This window comes from Variovorax beijingensis, from assembly GCF_007828835.1.
Classification (GTDB): domain Bacteria; phylum Pseudomonadota; class Gammaproteobacteria; order Burkholderiales; family Burkholderiaceae_C; genus Variovorax; species Variovorax beijingensis_A.
In genome coordinates this window covers 1-2,731 of the sequence record NZ_VIVL01000033.1, presented here as the reverse complement: position 1 = coordinate 2,731, position 2,731 = coordinate 1, and the positions used below count along the sequence as shown (strand labels likewise).

The window sequence follows — 2,731 nt, the reverse complement described above, 5'->3', positions numbered from 1 at the left end:
ATGGCCCAGTTGTGCAGCGGGCAGGCCACGCTGGTGCCGAACACGATGCCCTGGCTCAAGGGGCCGCCCTTGTGCGGGCAGCGGTCGAGCAGCGCGAACACCTGGTCCTCGGCGTTGCGAAACACGGCGACGTCCACCCCCACCGGCCGCGCCACGCGGCGCGCGCCCAGCACCGGGATGTCCTCGACGCGGCAGATCACCTGCCATTCGTTGCTGTTGTTGCTGTTGTTCATGGGTTGTTTCTCCTTGCCGTTCAGGCCGCCTGCGTTGCTTCGTGCACCACCGCCACCGGCGTGAACTGCCGCACATCCACCTGCGCCTGGCTCGACTCGAACCACGGATCGGGCTCCCCATCCAGCGCGAACTGCAGCCGCTCCCACAGCGCCTTGCGGCCAGCTTCGTCTTCGAGGATCTTCTTCTTCACATAGTCCAGCCCCACCCGCCCGATGTAGTGCACCGTGCGCTCCAGGTACCAGCCTTCCTCGCGGTACAGCTGCAGGAAGGCGCCCGAATACTCCATCACCTCGGCCGCCGTCTTCACCTTCACCAGGAACTGCGCCACCTCGGTCTTGATCCCGCCGTTGCCGCCCACGTACAGCTCCCAGCCCGAATCCACCCCGATCACCCCCACGTCCTTGATCCCGGCCTCGGCGCAGTTGCGGGGGCACCCCGAGACCGCCAGCTTCACCTTGTGCGGCGAATACATCGCCCACAGCGCGCGCTCCAGGTCCTTGCCCATCTGGGTGGAATCCTGCGTGCCGAAGCGGCACCACTCGCTGCCCACGCAGGTCTTCACCGTGCGCAGGCTCTTGGCATAGGCAAAGCCCGAGGGCATGCCGATGTCCTTCCACACGCCCTCCAGGTCCTCCTTCTTCACCCCCAGGAGGTCGATGCGCTGGCCGCCCGTGACCTTGACGGTCGGGATCTTGTACTTGTCGGCCGCGTCCGCGATGCGGCGCAGCTCGTCGGGCGTGGTGTGGCCGCCCCACATCCGGGGAATGACCGAGTAGGTGCCGTCCTTCTGGATGTTGGCGTGGCTGCGCTCGTTGATGAAGCGGCTCTGCGGATCGTCCCTGGCCTCCTTGGGCCAGGTGCTGATCAGGTAGTAGTTGATGGCCGGGCGGCAGGTGGCGCAGCCGTTGGGCGTGCGCCAGCCCAGGTTGCGGTAGACCTCGTCGTGCGTCAGGTAGTGTTCCCGGCGGATGGCGTCGCGCACGTCCTGGTGGTTGGCGTCGGTGCAGCCGCACACCGCCTTCTTCTTGGGCGTGGCCGAGTAGTCGCCGCCGGCGGTGAACATCAGGATCTGCTCCACCAGCCCGGTGCATGAGCCGCAGCTGGCGCTGGCCTTGGTGTGCTTCTTGACCTCGTCCAGGGTGAACAGGCCCTTGTCCTTGATGGCCTTGCAGATGGTGCCCTTGGTCACGCCGTTGCAGCCGCACACCTCGGCGTCGTCGGGCATGCTGGCGGCCTTGCTGTGGCCCTCGTGGCCGGTGTCGCCGATGTTGGATTCGCCGAACATCAGCTTGTCGCGGATGTCGTGCACGCTGCGCCCGTCGCGCAGCAGCTTGAAGTACCAGCTGCCGTCCACCGTGTCGCCGTACAGGCACGCGCCCACCAGCTTGTCGTCCTTGATGACGAGTTTCTTGTAGACCCCGCCGAAGGGGTCGCTCATGACGATCTCCTCGGTGCCCTCGCCGCCCATGAACTCGCCGGCGGAGAAGAGGTCGATGCCGGTGACCTTGAGCTTGGTGGAGGTGAGCGAGCCCAGGTAGCGCCCGATGCCGAACTGGGCCAGGTGGTTGGCCGCGACCTTGGCCTGCTCGAAGAGCGGGGCGACCAGGCCGTAGGCGATGCCGCGGTGGGCCGCGCATTCGCCCACCGAGTAGATGCGCGCATCGGTCACGGTCTGCATGGTGTCGGTGACGACGATGCCGCGCTGGCAGTGCAGGCGCATCTGCTCGGCCAGCTCGGTGTTGGGGCGGATGCCCACGGCCATGACGACCAGGTCGGCGGGCACTTCGGTGCCGTCCTTGAAGCGGATGGCCTTGACGCGGCCATCGTCGCCACCGACGAGCTCCTGGGTCTGGGCGCCGATGAGGAACTTCAGGCCGCGGTCTTCGAGCGACTTCTGCAAGAGCTTGCCGGCGACGTCGTCGAGCTGGCGCTCCATGAGCCAGGGCATGACGTGCACCACGGTGACGTCCATGCCGCGCAGCATCAGGCCGTTGGCCGCCTCCAGCCCGAGCAGGCCGCCGCCGATGACGACGGCGCTCTTGTGGGTCTTGGCGGTCTCGATCATGTAGTCGGTGTCGGCGATGTCGCGGTAGGCGATGACGCCCTTGAGGTCGCGGCCGGGCACGGGCAGCATGAAGGGGTTGGAGCCGGTGCACATCAGGAGGCGGTCGTAGGGGGCCTCGGTGCCGTCTTCGGCGCGCACGATGCGCCTGACGCGGTCGACCTCGACCACCTTCTTGCCGGCGTGCAGGGTGATCTTGTTCTCGGCGTACCACTCCCAGCTGTTGAGCACGATCTCGTCGACGGTCTGCTCGCCCGCGAGCACGGGCGACAGCAGGATGCGGTTGTAGTTGGGGTGCGGCTCGGCACCGAAGACGGTGATGTCGTACAGGTCGGGGGCGAGCTTCAGGAGCTCCTCCAGCGTGCGCACGCCGGCCATGCCGTTGCCGACCATCACGAGCTTGAGTTTCTTCATCATGGGTGGGCCTTTCGGGGA

General features: G+C 67.0%; 2 protein-coding genes. Both read right to left on the bottom strand.

Going from position 1 to position 2,731, the window contains the following annotated elements:
* Positions 1-233: Rieske 2Fe-2S domain-containing protein (locus tag FB547_RS33190; protein WP_145747834.1), on the bottom strand; the 233-nt coding region annotated here is incomplete at its 3' end.
* Positions 234-253: 20 nt separating this feature from the next.
* Positions 254-2,710, bottom strand: a complete 2,457-nt coding sequence (nirB, locus tag FB547_RS33185) for a nitrite reductase large subunit NirB (RefSeq protein ID WP_145747833.1) — start codon at positions 2,708-2,710, stop codon at positions 254-256.
* Positions 2,711-2,731: the final 21 nt, after the last annotated feature.